The 17,727-nt window shown below is 47.3% G+C and carries 19 protein-coding genes; 1 reads left to right on the top strand and 18 read right to left on the bottom strand.

Annotation, left to right across the window (positions count from 1 at the left end):
• Positions 1-265: 265 nt before the first annotated feature.
• The 14 genes from B5F98_RS10215 to B5F98_RS10145 form a co-directional block, all read right to left on the bottom strand.
• Positions 266-775 (bottom strand): response regulator transcription factor, encoded by a 510-nt coding sequence (locus B5F98_RS10215; RefSeq protein WP_087372187.1) that lies wholly within the window; start codon positions 773-775, stop codon positions 266-268.
• A 67-nt stretch (positions 776-842) separates the two neighbouring features.
• The gene (locus B5F98_RS10210; protein ID WP_087372184.1) at positions 843-1,265 is read right to left on the bottom strand and encodes a hypothetical protein; all 423 of its coding nucleotides are present in this window, start codon (positions 1,263-1,265) and stop codon (positions 843-845) included.
• Positions 1,262-1,966 carry an ABC transporter ATP-binding protein gene (locus tag B5F98_RS10205; protein WP_087372181.1) on the bottom strand — a complete coding sequence of 235 codons (705 nt, stop codon included), beginning with the start codon at positions 1,964-1,966 and terminating at the stop codon, positions 1,262-1,264. Before B5F98_RS10205 ends, B5F98_RS10210 begins: the two co-directional genes overlap by 4 nt.
• A gap of 39 nt (positions 1,967-2,005) precedes the next feature.
• A complete protein-coding gene (locus tag B5F98_RS10200) occupies positions 2,006-3,259 on the bottom strand; it encodes an ABC transporter permease (protein WP_087372178.1) in 1,254 nt (417 codons plus the stop codon).
• Between the two features lie 13 nt (positions 3,260-3,272).
• Complete coding sequence (locus B5F98_RS10195; protein ID WP_087372176.1) at positions 3,273-4,535, bottom strand: FtsX-like permease family protein; 1,263 nt, start codon at positions 4,533-4,535, stop codon at positions 3,273-3,275.
• Positions 4,536-4,550: 15 nt separating this feature from the next.
• Positions 4,551-5,888, bottom strand: a complete 1,338-nt coding sequence (locus B5F98_RS10190) for an FtsX-like permease family protein (RefSeq protein ID WP_087372172.1) — start codon at positions 5,886-5,888, stop codon at positions 4,551-4,553.
• Positions 5,889-6,334: 446 nt separating this feature from the next.
• Positions 6,335-6,541: a helix-turn-helix transcriptional regulator gene (locus B5F98_RS10180; protein ID WP_087372169.1), complete on the bottom strand. Its 207-nt coding sequence runs from the start codon at positions 6,539-6,541 to the stop codon at positions 6,335-6,337.
• A 6-nt stretch (positions 6,542-6,547) separates the two neighbouring features.
• A complete protein-coding gene (locus tag B5F98_RS10175; RefSeq protein ID WP_087372166.1) occupies positions 6,548-6,949 on the bottom strand; it encodes a hypothetical protein in 402 nt (133 codons plus the stop codon).
• 222 nt (positions 6,950-7,171) lie between these two features.
• Positions 7,172-8,536 (bottom strand): HAMP domain-containing sensor histidine kinase, encoded by a 1,365-nt coding sequence (locus B5F98_RS10170; RefSeq protein ID WP_206418136.1) that lies wholly within the window; start codon positions 8,534-8,536, stop codon positions 7,172-7,174.
• Positions 8,520-9,194 (bottom strand): response regulator transcription factor, encoded by a 675-nt coding sequence (locus B5F98_RS10165; protein WP_087372161.1) that lies wholly within the window; start codon positions 9,192-9,194, stop codon positions 8,520-8,522. Before B5F98_RS10165 ends, B5F98_RS10170 begins: the two co-directional genes overlap by 17 nt.
• Positions 9,195-9,283: 89 nt before the next feature.
• On the bottom strand, positions 9,284-10,675 hold the full coding sequence (locus tag B5F98_RS10160; protein ID WP_087372158.1) for a relaxase/mobilization nuclease domain-containing protein: 1,392 nt from the start codon (positions 10,673-10,675) through the stop codon (positions 9,284-9,286).
• A 527-nt stretch (positions 10,676-11,202) separates the two neighbouring features.
• Entirely contained in the window at positions 11,203-11,394 is a 192-nt protein-coding gene (locus B5F98_RS10155; protein WP_087372155.1) for a DUF6440 family protein, read from the bottom strand.
• Positions 11,395-11,552: 158 nt separating this feature from the next.
• Positions 11,553-11,876: a hypothetical protein gene (locus B5F98_RS10150; protein WP_087372152.1), complete on the bottom strand. Its 324-nt coding sequence runs from the start codon at positions 11,874-11,876 to the stop codon at positions 11,553-11,555.
• Entirely contained in the window at positions 11,876-12,100 is a 225-nt protein-coding gene (locus tag B5F98_RS10145; RefSeq protein ID WP_087257715.1) for a helix-turn-helix transcriptional regulator, read from the bottom strand. Before B5F98_RS10145 ends, B5F98_RS10150 begins: the two co-directional genes overlap by 1 nt.
• A 246-nt stretch (positions 12,101-12,346) precedes the next feature.
• Between B5F98_RS10145 and B5F98_RS12800 the strand changes: the two genes are divergently transcribed.
• On the top strand, positions 12,347-12,595 hold the full coding sequence (locus B5F98_RS12800; protein WP_143482781.1) for a hypothetical protein: 249 nt from the start codon (positions 12,347-12,349) through the stop codon (positions 12,593-12,595).
• Positions 12,596-12,710: 115 nt separating this feature from the next.
• On the opposite strand, the gene B5F98_RS10140 is transcribed toward B5F98_RS12800, so the two are convergent.
• The 4 genes from B5F98_RS10140 to B5F98_RS10125 all read right to left on the bottom strand — a co-directional run bounded on the left by B5F98_RS10140 (position 12,711) and on the right by B5F98_RS10125 (position 17,468).
• Positions 12,711-14,924, bottom strand: a complete 2,214-nt coding sequence (locus B5F98_RS10140; protein ID WP_087372149.1) for an ABC transporter permease — start codon at positions 14,922-14,924, stop codon at positions 12,711-12,713.
• The gene (locus B5F98_RS10135; RefSeq protein ID WP_087372146.1) at positions 14,914-15,681 is read right to left on the bottom strand and encodes an ABC transporter ATP-binding protein; all 768 of its coding nucleotides are present in this window, start codon (positions 15,679-15,681) and stop codon (positions 14,914-14,916) included. Before B5F98_RS10135 ends, B5F98_RS10140 begins: the two co-directional genes overlap by 11 nt.
• Positions 15,682-15,795: 114 nt before the next feature.
• Complete coding sequence (locus tag B5F98_RS10130) at positions 15,796-16,809, bottom strand: sensor histidine kinase (protein WP_087372144.1); 1,014 nt, start codon at positions 16,807-16,809, stop codon at positions 15,796-15,798.
• Positions 16,806-17,468, bottom strand: a complete 663-nt coding sequence (locus B5F98_RS10125) for a response regulator transcription factor (RefSeq protein ID WP_087372141.1) — start codon at positions 17,466-17,468, stop codon at positions 16,806-16,808. Before B5F98_RS10125 ends, B5F98_RS10130 begins: the two co-directional genes overlap by 4 nt.
• Positions 17,469-17,727 lie beyond the last annotated feature (259 nt).

Below are 17,727 nucleotides of genomic sequence, written 5' to 3'. Positions count from 1 at the left end.
AAATTTAAGGGGTGCGGCAGAATGCCGCACCCTTCATATACTTCAAATTCTCATAAAAGTAGGTCTTTTCACATACTGGCAAGCAATGCAAACATATACATGTTTTGCGATTTTGGCCGAATTACACCGACCAAAATGCTTGTTGAGGGATAACCCCCAAGCCCCCAAGATCGCCACCTTCGGTGACGGCCACGCGTCCTGTGGACGCTAAAAAATCTTCAAAAGGAAAGCTGCAGAGTTGGTAATTCCTCTGCAGCTTCCTTTTTCATATATCGAATTTGTAGCCTACACCATATACACTTTTTACATAGTCCGGTAGATCCGGGGCAATCTTGATCTTCTTTCGTAGATTGCTTACATGGTTGTTGATTGCCTTTCGGGAATAGTAGGTGTAGTTCTCATGCCATACCAGATCCAGCAGCATTTCATAGGTGAATACTCGCTTTGGATTCTGTATGAGCAAAGCAAAAATTTCAAACTCTTTTACAGTCAGCGGAATCACCTGGCCTCGAATAGTAACAAGGCGCTGCTCCAAGCAAAAATATAAATCGCCCTCCTGGATCTCCGTCATTGGCTGATCCGATTGCCTGGGAATAGAATACTGACCATAAAAGGCAGGATAGCATGGAGAAAGAACACTATCAGATTCAGAATTTTTACTTTCTGAAATAAAACGCTCCAGTTCTTTTTGCTGTGTTCTTGTGAGAAGCGCAAAAAGTTTCCTGCCTATTTTTTCACCGGATTCTGTTAAATCAAATACTGCGAAATTCCCCATACTATCACCCCCTGTTCCTCAGTGTCAATCAAAAAGAATCTGAGCTATCCTTCTTTACAGTTGATTTCTATTCTTCCTTTTCTCGGAATCCCCAAGCCTCAAAATCCATATCTTCATCCTCCGGCTCAACTTCCTCGGCATAATCGGGACCGGTAGCCTCTGCCGGGGCGTTGAGCATATAGGGCGTGACCTGTACCGGCGCTTCGCTCTTGAGCGCCAGCACCTTGGGGGCTGCCTTGCCGCAAAACACCATGGCGGCGGCAAAGGCGAAATACTGCACACAGCTTGTAAGGTAGAGATTCACAATGGCCAATTCATTTCCCTGTACAGGGACGCCCTGCTCAAGCTGCCGGGAGATATTTTGATGGCAGGCCACCAGAGAGACAAAGGCTGTAATCAGCAGCACCGCCGCAAGAGCATAAAAAGCTGCGGAAAGGATCGTTCCCTTTTTCGAGGATTTCGTGATTGAATTGCTGTCCATCTCTATCATTTTGCCCTCCTTTCACTGCGGGGAGTGTTGTTTCTGCGGGATTGGGGCTGGGCGGCTCCATCTTGAACGCGCTCCAGCACCTGCAGCTCACCCTTCTTCAGCCGGAACACCACATCGGCCTGTTTCGCCAGCTCGTTGGAGTGTGTAACGACCACCACACACTTGTTCATCTTGTGGGCGCTCTCTTTGAGGATCTCGGTAATGTCCTGGGCGGTGTCCTCGTCCAGATTGCCGGTAGGCTCATCGGCCAGGATCACCGGGGCCTCACTTGCCAGGGCGCGGGCAATGGCTACACGCTGCTGCTGGCCGCCGGAGAGCTTCAGCACATTCCGCTTGGCTTCTTCTTTCGTCAGCCCCAGGCGCTCCAGAATGGGCAGCGGCGGCAGCTTGGAAGTCAGCGACACATTCTCTGCGGGGGTCAAATAGTCAATCAAGTTATACGCCTGGAAAATAAACGCCACATGGTTTTTCCGGTGGTCGGAAAGGCCAGTCTTGGCAATGTCCTGCCCATCGAAGTAGATCTGGCCGCTGCCGGGGCTGTCCAGGCCGCCGATCAGGGAGAGCAGGGTGGTTTTGCCGCAGCCGGAAGGACCCAGGATGGCGTAGAGCTTGCCCTGTTCCATTTCGGCGTTGACGCCTTTTAAGACTTTCTTTTTGTTATCGTAGGAATATCCCACTTGCTTGATTTCCATGATACTCATAGTGATTACCTCATTTCGTTATTTTAGGGGTGGATGGTCTTATTCCATCTGAGACAAAATCTGCTTGGGCTTCAATCGCATGGTCGAGATACTGGACACCAGCACCGCCGCCACCAGCAGGATACCGCCCACGATAGCCACCAGCATAAAGTGCTGCGGCGTGACGATGACATTCTCCGCCGCCTTACCGAACAGCGTTCCCAGGACGCCGGCCACTTGCTTACTGGATAAGTAGGCCAGCGGGAAGGCCACCACCGCGATCAGCAGGGTTTCCAGCACATATTGGAGAATCACCGCAGGCTTTGCGATACCCACTGCCAGCAAAATGCCTGTTTCCCGTTTCCGGCTGCGGATGGACATGGAGAGGATGAGAATTATCAAAACCATGCTCACCACAGTAATCACCACGATCAGCGTCGTAACCAAAGTAGTCGTATCCGCAATAGAGCTGGAAATGCGCTCGTACACTTCATTGCTCACGGTGATGTAATAGGAGTTCCAGTCGATAGAGGTGCTGTTCTGCACTTCCTGGACAATGCTTTCCAGCTTGGCGGCGTCCGAAACGAAGAAGTCAACGGAATCAATTCCATTTCCCTCACTGACCGTATAGGGCGCGGAGACAGCAGACATGGTATCCATATCCACAAAGACATAGTCCTTGTAATCGAATAAGGTTGAAGGCTTTGCCATAGTTGCCTGTTCGTCGTCACCATCTGCAATAACCTCAAACAGACCGGCAATCTCGCACTCAACCAACGGATCGTCTGGATTCCCGTTTTTAATTTCGAGCGTATCGCCAAGGGACAACCCATATTTATCGGCAAGACCTTCGTACAAGATGATTCCGCCATCGCCTTCCGTTACATGACGCCCTTCCGTCAGACGCAACGCCCCCGTGAGAAACATCGGAGAATACTCCGAATCAAAACAACCTGTTGCATAAAAAAGGTCTGACACACCTTCCCGTTCATCCGTCCCTTTCATCAAAGTATCCTGATTATAGAGATTTGCAATCGTATATTGAGATGTGTTATAGGATTCTACACCGTCAATCGCGGCGATTTCCTCAATCATTTCGTCTGTGACAGGCTGCAGAGTATAGCCATTATTGGCGGTCACTGTGAAGCTGGCTCCTGTCACGCCCCGCAGTTCCTCCGATTGCTCCTCTTGGGCGTCGGCAATCGCCAGCCCGGAAAGCACCAAAGTGGTAATGGCCAGGAGCAGGCAGAACACCAACAAGGTCTTTTTCCACTTCCGTGCGCTATATAAAAACGCTCGTATTCCTAAATTCATATTGCGTCCTCCTTTACTCCATCTGCGCTAAGATTTGTTTGGGCTTTAACCGCAGGGTCGAGATACTGGACACCAGCACCGCCGCCACCAGCAGGATGCCGCCCACGATGGCTACCAATATAAAGTGCTGCGGCGTGACGATGACATTCTCCGCCGCCTTGCCGAACAGCGTTCCAAGGGTGCCAGCTACCTGCTTGCTGGAGAGGCAGGCCAGTGGGAAGGCCACCACCGCAATCAGCAGAGTTTCCAGCACATATTGGAGAATGACCGCAGGCTTGGCGATACCCACCGCCAGCAGAATTCCAGTCTCCCGTTTCCGGCTGCGGATGGACATGGAGAGAATGAGAATAATCAGCACCATGCTCACAGCCGTGATGACAATAATCAAAGTGGTAATCAAAGTACCTGTGTCAGAGAGGGCGCTGGAGATATTCTGATACACCTCGTCATTGGCGGTGATCTTGTAGTTGTTCCAGTTGATAGAGGAAATGCTCTGCACTTCCCGAATCACATTCTCTAATTGGGCAGCGTCCGTGACATAGTAGTAGGCTTCGGAAATGCCCTCGCCATCTTCGCCCCAGCCCTTAATCAAGCCTTCGGCTGCGTCCATGCTGCAAAAAACATAGCTGGAATAGGCGTAATAGGACGCATCATCATACATATTCACTTGGTCGTTCTTATCCGCCACCACATCGAAGATGCCTACGATCTTCATATCCACTTCCGGGGTGTTATTTTGCGGGTAGTAAACGCCTGTCAAGGTATCCCCAACCTTCAGCCCGTTCCACTCAGCCAGTTCCCGGCTGATAATAATGCTATTGGTCATATCATCGGTGATATGGGTGCCTTCCACCAGTTCAAACCGGCCCGACAAAAACAGCTCATGGTATTGGGAGTTGTAGGAGCCGTAGTTGTAGAAGCTGTAATTCTCATGGGCCAGTTCCTCGCCCTTATCATTGAAGATACGGGGCAGGGTAATCAAGGTGGCGTCATACCCTGCAATGCCATCCACTGCGGCAATCTGCTGGATCATGTCCTCGGACATAAATTCCTGTGTGCTGTAATTGCCGTTCCAGCCGCCCGTAGAGATGTCGCGCTCCACCGTGAAGCTGGCTCCAGTGGTTCCACGCAGTTCCTCAGCCTGTTCCTCCTGGGCGTCGGCAATCGCCAGCCCGGACAACACCAAAGTGGTAATGGCAAGAAGCAAACAGAACACCAACAGTGTCTTTTTCCACTTCCGTGCGCTATATAAAATCGCTCGTATTCCTAAATTCATATCGCCTGCACCTCCTTAACTCATCTGCGACAAAATACTCTTGGGCTTCATCTTCATGATCGGGTAGGCCGCCAGTGCGGTAGAGGCCACACACAGCACCATACCAAAAGCCCACACCAGTGCGTAATCCTCGGCGGAAACAGCCACCTCGATCTCGGCAAGGCCCAAATCCTCGGTGGGTTCTTCCGCAGTTTCGCTTTCCCCGGTCAAGTCCACCGTTTCATAGGTTTCGCTTGTCACCTGGGAGAGCAGGCTGCTCCCGATCTGATGGGAAATGGCAGTGCTGGTTCCAAAAGAAATCACCAGGGCGATGGCCGCCACAAGGATCACTTCCAGCAGGTATTGCAACAGCACCGAGCCTTTGGAAATACCCATTGCCAGATAGACGCCGGTTTCATGGATACGCCCACGGAGCCGCAGCGTCAGGAACAGGGCCAGCACCAGGAAACAGATCACCGATACCACCGCAATGGCGATAAAGACGATGTTCTGCAAGCCCTCCAGGGATGCCTTGGCGTTTTGATAGTCGTTGTCGTAGCGGGTCAGGGTACAGCTCTCCCAATCCACGCCATCCAGTTCCTGCACATCAGTCATAATGCGCTCCAGCTCGTCCGGGTCGTTCACATAGAAATCCCCGTACTGAACATTGGTGGTTCCCTCGGTGCCGTAGAGCAGGAAAGAGGCGGTGGAGAGGTCGGTGAAAACGATGTTGTCATAAAGGTCATAGGACGGGGCCATGCCGATGGAATCCTGTTCCTCGGTGTTGGTGAAGATCCCGGCCACCGTCACGGGGATGGTCTTATCTTTATCCTCCACATTCCCCAGCAGCATGGTGTCGCCCACAGACAGGCCGTTGCGTTGGGCGAATTTCTCATGGATCAGCACCTGATTGCCGGTTTCGGTGGTGATGGGGCTGCCCTCCACCATCTCAAAGCCGCCATCCGTGAAGTAGCTGTCATTTTGAGAATTGGAGTTCGCCACGATTTTTCCGGCGTTCTCGTAACCTTCCGGCACCTGGGCAGCGCCCTCGGTGTTGATCTCCAGAAGGTCTCCGTCTGCGTCAAAGTAAGTAGCGTAGGTATAGGAGCGCAGGGTGTACCTGCCGCTCAAACCATCCACATCAAGGATCTGGCTCACCGTATCCTCCGGGATGCCGTTTTCCAGCGTCTTGGCGTTGATGGTGAAATAGCCCAGCAGGGCTTTTTTAATATTGGCGTTGGCTGTTTCCGTGGCCGATTGGATGGAAAGGCATGTCAGCATTAACGTGGCCATGACCAGCAGAAACGCCAGCAGCGTGAGGGTCTTGCCCTTTTTGCGGATGGAATACAGGCAGGCCCGTTTGCACAGGTTCATGTCTGAGCCACCTCATTTCCTTTGAGTAAAACCAGTGGGTTCACTTGTGTACCTCCTAACGTAGTTTTTCGCCGGAGCTGTTTCTCGCTCCGGTGGTGTCCCGTCTGCCGGGAACACCCTTATGGTACACTACGAAGGTGGAGTTGAGGTGGAGTTGAGATATTTTTTAGGTGGAGTTGGCGATAGAGCGAAAAAAGCCGAGGGGCTTTCGCAAGGAAAACCTCTCGGCCCACCACTTATATAGGTACTTAATTGTGTGCTTTCCGAAGATTTTCCGGATTTTTCACATAAGATCGTACAATGGTGCCACAGCTCACACAGATTTCGTGATATACAGCCTTGCTTTTTAGCAAGGACACGGTAATTCCAGCATAGGCCACACCTTGCTTTCCCGTAACGAACTCCTCTTTACCACAGTATGGGCATTTCATTTTCGTTTCCTCCAATCAGCTTTCTTCCTCTGTAAATTCAAACAGTTCTTCCACGGTGACGTGAAACACATGGGCAATATCCATAGCTAATTTAAGAGACGGATTGTATCTGCCGTTTTCAAGATGGACAATCGTTTCCCGCCGGGCGGAAACCAGTTCCGCCAATTCGCTTTGCTTCAAACCTGCTTTTTCCCGGTACTCTTTGATTTTCGTTTTCAGCATAGTGTATCACATCCCTTTCTTGTCGATCACCGCAAAGATAACGGCTCTAACGATTGTCAACAAGAGGATGCCACCCACAACAAAGTACCCGGCGATAATCCCGGAGAAATCTGCGAATACGCAGGCCAGCACTGCAATGACCATGAGCGCATAAGCGATTTTCAGGCAAATGGAATCTGTGGTTTTCAGATTTTCCCGCGCAAACTCATCAAAGAGTTTTTTCTTCTTAGCGTAGGATACCTGCCACAGAACGATAACGCCTGCCAAAACCAAAGACACCGCTTGCAGATAACGGAGTGTGGGATCATATCCACCCCAGCTACACATCCCGTAATACAGGAGCAGCAAGGCAGAAGGGATAGCTTTCGAGAACATCCAGACGCTCAAGTTAATAGGTTTGTTTTTCATAATGTAAGACCTCCAAGTGAAATATTTGTAACTTGTTTGTGTTATAAATATATCACCTCATGGCGCACTTGTCAATAGGGAAAGTGAAATATTTTTAACTTCACTTTCCCGGCACATTTCCCATGCCCTTTAACAGGACTTACATAGAAAATGACGGCACTAATGGTTAGTTAATGCCGCCATAATAATTATAAAGTCTTATGATATTTTCCAATGTACTATTTACCACAGAAATGCCGTAAACTTCACGCCATTTTCCGTATTCACCATGTTGTGGATGATTTCGTGGTGATCCAGGATGGTCTTGGTAATATACAGCCCCAGGCCGCTGCCGCCGCTGTTCCGATTCCGGGATTTGTCCACCCGGTAGAAGGGAGTGAAGATACGCTCCAAATCTTCCTCGGCAATGTGTACGCCGGTATTCTCCACGGAAAACACCTCGTCCTTTTGGGTGACAGTAATCACCGCGCCCACCGGCGAATAGGCCACGGCGTTTCCAATTACATTGGTGAACACCTTCTCCATGAGCCGCCGGTCCCCCTGGTAGTGGTATTCCGGCTGGATGTCCATGCGAAGCTCGATCTGCTTATCCTCCATCCGACCACGGAACTGCTGGCAGACCTTTCGCAGCATTTGGCTGATGTCCAGGTCGGTGCGCTCCAGGTGGAAGTCGCTGCCGCCCATCCGGGCTGCCGACAAAATCTCCTTGACCAGCGCCTCCATGTCATTGGTGGTTTTCAGGCACCGGCGCAGGTAAGTATCGCGGTCTTTGTATTCGCCCACCTGATAGATCATGCCCTCCAGTTGCCCCTTGATGATGGCAATGGGGGTTTTCAGCTCATGGGAGACAGCGGTGAAAAATTCCACGCGCTGCTTTTCCTGCTCACGCTCCCGCTCAATATCTTTCTTCAACTGCCAGTTTGCTGACCGCAGGCTGGCCAGCGCATTGTTGAGCTGCTCCGCCATTTCGTTTAGGCTGGTAGCCAGCACGCCAATCTCGTCATTTCGGTTGACTTCACACTTCCAAGTCATGTCCAGGGTGGTCATCCGCTTTGCCACATTGCTGATACTGACCAGCGGCTTAGAGTAGTACCGGGAACAAACCACCGCCCCAATGACGGAGATCAGCAGAATCACAACGGCAATAAAGGGGATGAGCTTCAGCAGGATGTCATAGGACTGCGCCACCGCAACCAGGGCAGCATTGGCAAATACATGGTAAGTTTGCCCGCATTGCTGGAATGTAGCGGAACAGCTCATAGAGGGAGCAGAAGTGTCCATGTTCTCCATGTCGGCAAAATTCACGGAGAACAGGTTATTTCCATAATCATCGTTGACTTCCACCGAGGCGTTGTTCGTCATGGAAAATTCCATAAGACTGTCCGAACTGGCCTCCCAGCCATTCCGCTCCAGAACCTCCACCAAGTCATAAAAATCGGAAGTGACCTGTCCTTCCAGTTCCGTATGGTAATTCCTCGGCAGGAAGACCATCACCATGCCGTAAATGATAATGCAACAGACCACCAGCAGCGCCAGCATACTGAGAAAGGTCTTGGCCTGGATGCTTTGACTAATCTTCCTTCTCAATTTTATATCCCGCCCCTCTCATGGTTTCTATGTAGTCCACACCCAGCTTCTTGCGGATGTTCTTGATGTGGGTGTTTACGATTTTTTCATCGCCAATATAGTCATAGCCCCAAACCGTATCCAGCAGCCTTTCCCTGGATACCACCCGGCCCTGGTTCTCCAGAAGGAGCTTCAAAATCTCAAATTCCCTGGTGGTCAGGGAAACGCTTTCTGTTCCCACAAGGACGGTAAGGCTGTCCGTATCCACCGTAATTTCCTTATAGCGGATCACGGTATTGGGCGCAGCGCCGCCCTGTTCGGCCCGGCGCAGCACCGCTTCGATATGCTTCATCACAACCGGCATGGAAAAGGGCTTGGTGATGTAATCATCTGCCAGGGCGTCAAAGCCCTTCATCTGGCTGTCGTCATCATCCAATGCGGTGAGCATGATAATGGGAACCCGGCTCTCTTTCCGCAAGATCTCACACACGGCAAAGCCGTCAATTTTCGGGAGCATTAAATCCAGAAGCACCAGGTCTGGCTTGTTCGCCCGGAACTGTTCGATTCCTTCCAGGCCATCAGCAGCCAGGACCACCGTGTAGCCTGCGTCCTCTAGGAACGCCTTGATAATATTCTGAATGGATTCTTCATCCTCTATAATCAAAATCATTTTTGACATCGCTTGCACCTCCAAAGGTAGTGTAACATACGAAGGTGGAGTTTCGGTGGAGTTGGAAAAAGAATTTGCTTTTTTATTATACCATGCCTTTATGAATGTTCTTTTTCCTGTGTCCTTTCCGCAGACGGACCCAGCAGATAGTCAATATTGGCTTTCACATTCTGCAGCTCCCGCATTTCTTCCCGTACCTGCTTATATTCCGCATAGGCTTTTCTCTTGGCCTCCAGCACTTCGGCATATTCTTCCCGCAAAGCCTTTATGGTAGGCAGTTTCTCCACACCCAGGCTGTCAAAATATTTCTTTGCCGCCTGATGGATCAGAATGTCAGCCTCATGCTCGGCCCGGAACTTTTTGCTGTAACCAGCTTTTCGATACTCGATATAGACAGCCCGCGTTTTAGAATAATTGACGATCTGTTTCTGCAATTCTCCATTTTGAGATAAACGGCTCTCCATATCCTTGATCTGCGTGGAAAGCTCATTAAACCGGGAAGTCGTAGCCTGAGCCTTTGCTTGAAGGTCCTCATAACTCATATCCCCATGCTCTTTCAGGTAAGCCACAGCTTTCGCAAGCTGCTTCACATTGAACACTTTGGCCCAACGCTCATAACCGGCGCCTTTGCCGGAACGCATTGCGGCGTCAATATCAATCAGCATCCTTACCGAAGAATGGGACCGTTTGGGCTGAACAGAGGAAATATAGGTTCCGGCAATTCTTTCCCGTATGGCCTGCTCGGTATGATCGCCTTTCAAAGTGTTGCAGCGAGTAGGCTTCTTTTGGCCTGGAACACGGAAGTTAATAGATTTCCTGCGCCGGGTGACTTCTACACCGGACGCTTCCAGAATTTTCAGGAAATCCTCAAAGGTAGAGGGGTGCCGCTCCAGGGCGGCGTCAATGGCTTGCCGGATTTGATTCTGAAAGGAGAGCGGTTTGTTTCCATCCCCCAACCATTTTCCATAGTGGCTGCGGCTGGGCTTGGGATCTTCGACAATAGAAAGTCCATGCTCCAGACACAGCTTATCGCTGATCCGGCGCAAAGCCCAGGAGGAACCCCAAAAGTTACGGAATTTCCTGTTACATTCCAGATTTACCGCGCTCACGATGATGTGATTATGGACATGGTGCTTATCTATGTGCGTGCAGACGATAAAAGCGTTGTTTCCCTTCGTCAGCCTCATAGCAAGCTCCTGGCCGATATGATTGGCTTCCTCCGGCGTCACTTCACTAGGCTTAAACGCTTGCCGGAAGTGATAGGCAATCACATCATCCGCGCCCCGGACTCTGCCGGTCAGGTTGATATACTGCCGCTTAGCTAAGGTAAATTCCGCATCCGCTGTGCGGGTATCACACTCAAATCCATAAATCAGTTTCCCATAGTCGGTTTTCTCTGGATTTTCTACATAATCAATGATGTCCTCGATTGCGGTAGAGAAGGAGCGGCCCTCTCCGATATGCAAGGGCATCAGCCTTGTGGTCGCCATTGCCCACCTCCTTTGAATATTTTGTTTTAGCAAATGCTTTAATGGATTTTCTCTTTAGAAATTCTTACATGCTGGAAAAACATTCCAAGCGGCAGTAGCAAATACCTATCTTTAGCAGCGGGGAATAAACACGCATGAAATCCCATGCAGATAATGTCAACGATCTGCGCCGGTTTGGTTAATGAGCGTCCTACAAATCCGATGAACAATTCCGTATAATACACGCAAAGCCGTTGCGGAAGTACGCAAAATAGGGGCTTGAAAAGGGGTGATAGGTCGTGAAGATATGGAAAAGGCGTTTCCGCCTGTGCTTTCAGATTTCACTTTTATTGTGGTAGCCGGGAATGGCCCAGTGGAAAAATGCCAGGCGCAGGGCCAGCAGGCCACCGCATCCGGCATTTTTTAGTGTAAGGTAGGATAACACTTTTTCTCAACACACCCTGTTGATGGCAGACGAGCTGCATTATAATCACATGGGGCGGCAGCACTCCTTGCTGTCGCCCCATGACCGTCAACTCTCTTTGAAATTACTGATTTTCCGCATCAATAGGTGTAACAATGGGCTTCCCATCTTTATCGACAAGAACGGCTATGCCGCAGCCAGTTGTCATATTGGAAGAAATCAGAAGGTAATTCACGCCAGTTTCCGTATCAACGATGATTTTCCGTACATTGGTTACTCCTTGTGAGTATGTTTCTACAAATCGCTCTTTAGCCATTTTGTGCGCTCCTTTCCTTGAACAAAAATCGTGATTGGCCTTTCATGCCATACCCAAAATATATCATATTTCTTTCTGTATGTCAAGTATTTCATACTTTAAGTAAGGAATAAAACGCACACCCAATAATCCGATTTTATGGGTGTGCGTTTCAATTCTTAGTTTAATTTCAGTTTTCGCACGATCAATATAGCTATATCCGCGACTAAAAGAACTATCGTATAAGCGGATTGTATTACATTGGCAAGGCGAATTTCATTATCCATCATCCATGTAACAAAAAAAGGTATCATATTAAGAACAACAAAAAGCGTTACAAATGAACATAGAGCCGCGATTGCAATAATTTTTCGTCCCCGTTCATCACGGCCTTCTTTAGAGAAAAAATAGAAAATGAAAATAGCTAATAATATACATCCCAATATGACATTACCTCTTAGAGCAATTTGACTATCGAATAATAGTTCAAGAAAATTCTGCATTATTCTCCCTCCCGAAACTCAAACAAATCTTCAATCGTTACATCAAATACTTTCGCAATGCTATATGCCAAAAGCATAGATGGGTTATAACGGTTTCTTTCAAGCTGCATAATGGTTTGGCGGGACACACCGACTAAATCGGCAAGTTCCTGCTGGGTCATTCGCTTGGTTGCTCGGTACACATGGATTTTGCTCTCAAAAGTGTATTTGCTTTTTCCCGCCATCTACTCACCGCCTTCCTCGAAAATCTGCTTTTCAGTATAACATATTTCTTGCTATTTGTAAAAGATATTTTTAATATGTCTATGGTAGTTTAAGGCCGCCGTCATCCCTCTGGACGCGGTGCGGATGCGCCGGAAGAAAGAGGCTGAATAGCAGTAGCAAAATACCTATCTTTAGCAGCAGGGAATAAACACGCATAAAATCCCATGCAGATAAAAATATGTCAACGATCTGCGCCGGTTTGGTTAATGAGCGTCCTACAAATTCCAAGAACAATTCCGTATAATGCACGCAAAGTCGTTGCGAAAGTACGCAAAATACAGGCCGGAAAAGTGGTGACAGAGCGTGAAGATATGGAAAAGGCGTTTCCGCCTGTGCTTTCAGATTTCAATTTTGTTGTGGTAGTTCTGTCTTTTGGAAAGAAACACTGTTTGCTTCATGGCGGCTCCCGCCATAAGCAGCCGATCCCGCCAGCGTCAAAACGGCGTTTCGTATGAGGGCATAAAGAACGGCGGCCTTGATTTTTTCAAAGTCGCCGCATAGTAATCCGGCACGGGAAAAGGTCTGCTAAATGACTGCTTTTTCTTTGCCGCCGTCCGGCAGATGTGATAACTATTTTGAAATAGAACTCTTAAATAATATCCATGTGGCGATAAAATAGCAAATCAGTAATAATAGCAGAATACCCACAGTCATACCTATCTGTATCATCAATGTTCCAAATCCAATATAGGCTGAAATTTCTGCTGATACTGTTTGAATAAAGTACGCAATCACAACTGTGGAAACAATGATTGCTACAATGATTGGAAGTCCGAACCAGATACCTAATTGTTTTAGCACAAGTTTTCCTATCTGTGCTTCTTCAACTCCCAGCTTTCGCAATACAGAAAAACGATATTTGTACTTACCTGCGTCTAACAACTGCTGTAAAGACAGTATCGTGAGGCAAATCACCATCAATACGACAGCGCCGTACAGCATGGCGGCTTGCACAACAAAGTTATTTGCCTTTGTGCTGTTGATCTGCAAGGTGCTTAAACGGATTGCATAGCTGACGCCGGTATCTGTAATCTCTGGATACTCGTCTGAAAAAGCCTGCTCTAATTCGCGGGCGCTTTCATAAGAAATGCTTTTGGACGTAGTAATATAGCGGTTCCGCATAACCGGAAGCAACTTTTCACAAACACTGTCTGGAAATACATAGAGTACATTTGTGTAAGAATTGTAAACTGTTTCCCCGATTGCTTCCTCGTAATAGGGCTGCCCGGAAATAGTCAATTCTCCGGCATCTGTCATTACGCTGGTATGCTCTGTCAAAAAACTATTCCGTTCTTCTTCGGTAGCGATGGTCTGCCATTGAGTTGTGAACTCATTTTCCGATAGGGAAATTGGCTCATATCCCAGCATTTCCCGGATCATGTTGTAATCACTTAATGAAATTGCCATGACAGGAAAAGTATATTTAACCCGATTGTTAAAATCATCTTTTTGGGGCAGATAAAGGTTAAATGTGCAGTCATAATCTGTTTCAATGCCGTGTTCTGTAAGGTAGTTTGTTACAATCTCATAATCATCGCTGGGAAGATTTTCTTCGTCATATACATCATTGTAGCTGGATGAAATCTGCACATCATACATTGACCGTATATCCAGATAGCCCGAAGCCCAGCCGGTCAAAATCGGGGCAGCGATAAACAGGAAAATGGCAAGCACAAGGGTTACGCTGATAAGTGTCATGGTCTTACTGGTGGTATTCAGCTTTGATATAACCTGCCCGAAAAAGAACAGGCTTTCGCCTTTGTATCTATGCTCTGGCGATTTATCTTTCCATGCAACGATGAAGCTGCTGGCAAGATAAATCAAGGAGCAAATGAAAAAAATCAAATCAACCAGAACAAATAGCAGGTATTGGTTGACCGTACCAGCCCCCAGCGGAAGATAATACTGATTGACTAAGACGGGTACGCTGGCTGCGATGCAGGCATTTAGGACAGCGCAAACCAGCAGCCCGAAAACAAATTTAGGAAATCCTGATTTTTTCCCCCTGATAAGCCACAATACAGACCAAAATAAAGTGGCTGCCGGTAAAATGATGTTGCCCCAGAACATGATCTGAACCGGCATAGCAAAACGGCTGTCATAATAGAACCAGACCTTTTGCACTCCTGTTACACACATCCATACCGTGAACAGTTCAAATAAAATTGCTGCAATTACAATCCAACGGCTTTTTTTCAGTGCGGGATCATTTTCCCGGTCTGCTGCAAGCATATCAATGATTTTTGTTTTCCGAATAGTACGGGTGTTGAATAGCCCTACCACAAGAAAACTTAAAACAAAGAATCCCACCGTCAGCAAGACCGTATCCGGGAACAGCGTCCATGTTAGTTCATAGCTTTTCCCGTAAGAAGTCAGCAACATTGCCGTAATGAACTGCGAACAGAACACTCCGAGGAAAATTCCTATGGCAATCGAAATCATCCCCATTACAAAGGTTTCCGCAAAAAATAATCTGCCAACGGTTTTCTGTTCCATTCCCATGATGGATTGAACCGCAAATTCCTTTTGCTTACGCCGCAGCATATAGTTATTGACAAACCGTATCAGAAACAGCAGAAAGAGGGTAATCACACAAATAGCCACTTTCATCCCGTCACTTAATACCGTAAAATTGTATTCACTCCCTATATCCGGCTGATAGTAGCTGCTGGAAATGGACAGGAATGAATAAAAGAGTGTGACGCAGATTGTCATGGTCACGATATAAACCAGATAGTCTTTGACAGACCGCTTCGCATTTCTTAAAACAAGTTTAGCATACATGGCTTTGTCCCCCTCCAATCATGGTAAGGACATTCAGGATTTTATCGAAAAAAGCACTCCGGCTGTCGCTTCCTTTATGCAATTCTGTAAAAATCTTTCCGTCCTGTAAAAAGAGAATACGGTTCGCATAGCTGGCCGTGAAAGCATCATGTGTTACCATGAGAATGGTTGCTCCCATCTGCTCATTGATACTCTGAATCGTGGACAGAAGCATTTGAGAGGAATGGCTGTCTAATGCGCCGGTCGGTTCATCGGCTAAAAGCAGCTTTGGATTGTTAATGATGGCTCTGGCGCAGGCGCAGCGTTGCTTCTGGCCGCCGGACACCTGATACGGATATTTGTTCAGAATATCACGGATGTTCAATTTTCCGGCAATATCCATAATGCAAGGCTCGACTTCTTTCGCCGGGGTCTTGTTGATTGCTAATGCCAGAGCAATGTTTTCAGAGATCGTCAGTGTGTCCAGCAGATTGAAGTCCTGAAATACAAACCCTAAATTCTCCCGGCGAAAGCGGGCAAGAGATTTCGGTTTTATCTCTGTAATGTCTGTCCCCTCCAAATAAATATGGCCTGCGCTTACTGTATCAATGGTGGAAATACAGTTGAGCAATGTTGTTTTTCCGGAGCCGGACGCTCCCATAATTCCCAGAAATTCACCTGCTTCTACGGAAAAACTAATATCCTGAATGGCTTTTGTGATGTTTCCCTCGTTGCCGTAATACTTCTGGATATGCTCCAATTTCAAAATAGGTTCCATGTGTCCCCCTGCCTTTCTAAATCTTTCATGCCTTTATTGTAATCCGTATTCAGGGCCTTTTGTATCAAGTTTTCTTACACAGTTCTTACAGAAATGTAAGAAGTGCAGAGCATATCAGCCCTGCACCCCAGCCACAAAATCGTTGATACGGAAAGAAAGAGAAATGGCGGTTCCTTTCCTTTCGGAACTCGCTGAAATACCTATTCCCAACTTATCACAAAGCCGCCTGCAAAGATACAGACCAATCCCGGTAGAACTATGGATTGTCCGTCCGTTCTGTCCTGTAAAACCTTTCTCGAAAATACGGGGCAAATCGCTTTGTGGTATGCCTATACCGTTATCTTCAACAGACAGGATAATTCTATCATTTTCCTTTACAGTAAAAAAATTCAACACTGGCTGGTCTGCACGGTATTTTACTGCATTGCTAATAAGCTGGTCTAAAATAAACCGCAGCCACTTATCGTCTGAATAAATACTGTACTCCACATCCTCTACGGTAACGGCCACATTGTTTTGCCGCAGAAGATATTTGTTGTCTGCGATTGCACCGTGTACCACATCGCTAAGATTGATTTCACGGACAGAATAATCCTTTTCCGTATGCTCACTGCGGGCATAATACAAAGCCTGCTCCGTAAAGCGGTTGATATTTTCCAGCTCTGCCATCAACTCTCTGGTAAAAGAACAGCGGTTATTCTCGCAAATCAACTTTATAGCTGTGATCGGCGTTTTTACTTCATGTATCCATTGTTCGATATATTCTTTATATTCTTTCCGTTCCCTCTGTACTTCTCCGATCCGTTCCAACATGGATTTTTCAGCCATTTTCATAATCTGATAGAATACCTGTTCATCGGCTCTTTCTGGCTCCTGCATGATTTCCGGCAGCAAATACCGTTCATCCAACTTCTCTGTCATATCCAGCAATTTATCCAGATATTTTTTCCGGGAAAAGTAGAAAAGCAGCAGGCATGAAGCAAGGACAATCAGCCAGACAACAAGAATGAATAGGACAGTTTGAATACTATTACCACTTGCAATTAAAAACAGGGCAAGGGCCAGCATACCCAGCAAATTGATTAAAATGACAGGCAGTTGATTTTTCAAATATTGTTTGCCATTCATAATGTGTACCCCTGCCTGTGCTTTGTCTTAATAAAGTCAGTCAATCCAATGGACGCCAGCTTTTCACGGATACGGGTCATATTCACACTTAGGGCATTATCATCAACATAAAGCTGATTATCCCAAAGGAAATCTACAATATCACTGCGAGAACATATTTTCCCTGCGTTCTTAAAAAGATAGTAGAGTATTTTTAGCTCATTTTTTGTCAAATCGGCTTTCTGTCCATTGTATTCTATAAAGCTGCTCTCTAAATGTAAATCTGCACCACTCCATGAAAGTACCTCCGTCTGCCCGGAAGCATACGCCCGCCGCAATAAAGAAGCAATCTTTGCAAGCAAAATCGCTGTATTATAAGGCTTTGTAATAAATGCGTCCCCGCCCAACATGATACTGTTCAATTCATCCATATCCGTGTTACTGCTTGTCACAAACACAATAGGAATATCGGAAAAGCTGCGGATTTGTGAACAAATTTCAAAACCGCTGTTTCCCGGCAATTTTATATCTAACAGAACCAAATGGGGGGCAAAAGCCTTTATCTGCTCAATCACTTTTGAAAAATCGGTAACTGTGTCAACCTCATATCCATTACCAGACAAGAGATTTTTTAACTGTTTCTGTATGGTTAAATCATCTTCCACAACTAATATCCTCATTCTTCTGTTCCTTTCAGGTCTTTATATCATATATCGGCGGGCTGGGCTGCCTCCTTGGGGATCAGCCAGACCCCAGCCATCTTCATGCCTCTGATAATATTTTTTATTATATTTCATTCGCCCAAAGAACACAAGGCAGGAAGGTTGAAACATTGTAGTCTAAGTACCATTCCGAAAAAGGGCGCACAAACCCAAGCCCCCTAAAAGCGGGCAAAAATCGAATTTATGTTTAAAATCTAAACAGTAGGTGGAGCGGCCA

The sequence above is a fragment of the Pseudoflavonifractor sp. An44 genome (assembly GCF_002161675.1).
Classification (GTDB): domain Bacteria; phylum Bacillota; class Clostridia; order Oscillospirales; family Oscillospiraceae; genus Enterenecus; species Enterenecus faecium.
This window is presented reverse-complemented; position numbering and strand designations above follow the sequence as displayed.